This is a genomic window from Mesotoga sp. HF07.pep.5.2.highcov (assembly GCF_003666285.1).
Lineage (GTDB): Bacteria > Thermotogota > Thermotogae > Petrotogales > Kosmotogaceae > Mesotoga > Mesotoga prima.
Genome location: NZ_JFHJ01000369.1, coordinates 1 through 1728 on the forward strand (window position 1 = coordinate 1; position 1728 = coordinate 1728).

General features: G+C 47.9%; 3 protein-coding genes and 1 riboswitch. Of the genes, 2 read left to right on the forward strand and 1 reads right to left on the reverse strand.

All coding sequences use genetic code 11. The annotated features are described in order from the left end of the window. Window positions 1-666: thiamine ABC transporter substrate-binding protein (locus BG32_RS07815; RefSeq protein WP_121526653.1), on the reverse strand; the 666-nt coding region annotated here is incomplete at its 3' end. 30 nt (window positions 667-696) lie between these two features. Further along, window positions 697-797: riboswitch (TPP riboswitch) on the reverse strand. Between the two features lie 46 nt (window positions 798-843). Here BG32_RS07815 and BG32_RS16450 point away from each other — a divergent pair. Beyond that, window positions 844-1272: a molybdopterin-binding protein gene (locus BG32_RS16450; RefSeq protein WP_259459605.1), complete on the forward strand. Its 429-nt coding sequence runs from the start codon at window positions 844-846 to the stop codon at window positions 1270-1272. Further along, a partial coding sequence (locus BG32_RS16455; protein WP_259459606.1) for a CinA family protein occupies window positions 1184-1728 on the forward strand: 545 nt, incomplete at its 3' end. The genes BG32_RS16450 and BG32_RS16455, both read left to right, overlap by 89 nt.

Below are 1728 nucleotides of genomic sequence, written 5' to 3' on the forward strand. Positions count from 1 at the left end.
CGAATACGCTCCATCGGTGGCGTAGGAAATCATGATTGGAGCCTCTCCCGACTCGAACTTCTGGAAGGCGTCGTCCCAGCTCAACGAAACCGTTAGAATCGAAGGAGTCAGCGCCCGCCAGAACTCTTCGAAGCGCTCTCCAAACAAAAGGTAAGTCCATGCAAGAAATGAGAGACCAGTACTGGAGGTTCTCGGATCCTGGATTATTACGCTTCTTTCGAACTCCGGCTTAGTAAGGTCCCACAAGGTTGAAATAGACTCTTCGATCTGACTTCCGTTGCAGATGAGTGCTATACTTCCAAAGTCATAAGGCGTGAGTCGCCACTCCTCATCCAGCAGGAGATCGTTGCTTATGATTCTCTCAAAGCCCATGGGGCGATAAGAGAGAAAGATGTCCTCTTCGAAGGCCCGCCGCGAAAGAAGATTGTCGATCCCAATAACGACATCTCCATCAAACTTCTCTCTCTCCGAAATAATCAAGCTCAACAGTGATCCCGAGTCTCCCACCGCACGAAACTCGACGTCAATTCCAGTCTGTTCTGTAAATTTACCAAAACTCTCTTCGGCAAGCGGTTCTAGCGAGTCATATGAGTAGACAGTCAATGCGGATACTGCTGAAAGAGAAAGGAAAAAGATCATCAGTGACAGCAGTAGTGCTCTTCTCATAAAAATACACCTCCTGTAAGCGATTACCGGAGGCGCACTCACTGGCCGTCCCTACGCCGGTCCTAACCGGATCAGGTTCATGGGGTCTGCTTTCAGCACTCTCAGCCCTTTGGGCTCCCCCGGCAACCAATTATACCACCGTCCGTTTGGTGATACAATTGACGAGGAGGTGGTCATTTGAAGGCTGCAATCCTTCTTACAGGCGACGAGATTACTAAAGGAGTTGTCAAAGACAGTAACGGCGGCTATCTATCTGAAAAACTCACTGCCCTGGGATTCGAAGTTCAGTCAATAGTCATTGTTCCCGACAGGAAAGAATTCATAGAAAGAGAAATCAGTAACGCTCTTGATAAAGCCGATCTCTTGCTAATAACTGGCGGACTCGGAAGCACTTTCGACGACATAACGCTCCAAACGGTTGCCGATTTTCTTGGGAAAGAGCTGATTTATGACAGCGAGTATCATTCGTCGCTCTCGAGAAGTTTTGAAGAAAGGTATGCTCGAGAAGCTCCCGCAGTTGAAAAGACAGTCTTTTGTGATTCAGGACTCCATTCAACTAGCAAATCCATCGGGAAGTGCGAGAGGAGCTTACATAAGAGAAGATAATAAGGAAATCGTTATACTTCCGGGACCTCCAGTGGAAATGGAAGCGGTGTTCAGAGAGGCGCTTAAGTTCATCTCGCTCCCACCGCCTTCTTATTCTAGAACAATTGGTTTTGTCGACCTTACGGAACCCGAAGTAGAAGAGTTCACGGAGCAGATGCTCTCGGAATTTCCTAGCGTCAAGTTTGTCACGAGAGTAAGATACTTCTCGGGACCTACCGTAATTTTATCTTCAGATAATGAGCAGATTCTTGAAGAGATCTGTTCGTTATTCACGAGACGATGGAAGAAGTACGTGTATACCACGACCGGCGAGGAGTTGGTCCAGGCAGTAGTGAAAGAGCTCAAGGCTAGAAAACTATCTGTCTCGGTTGCAGAATCCTGTTCTGGGGGGCGTCTCTCAGCTCTTCTAACATCGGTTTCAGGGGTTTCCGATGTTTTTCCCGGTGCAATTGTCTC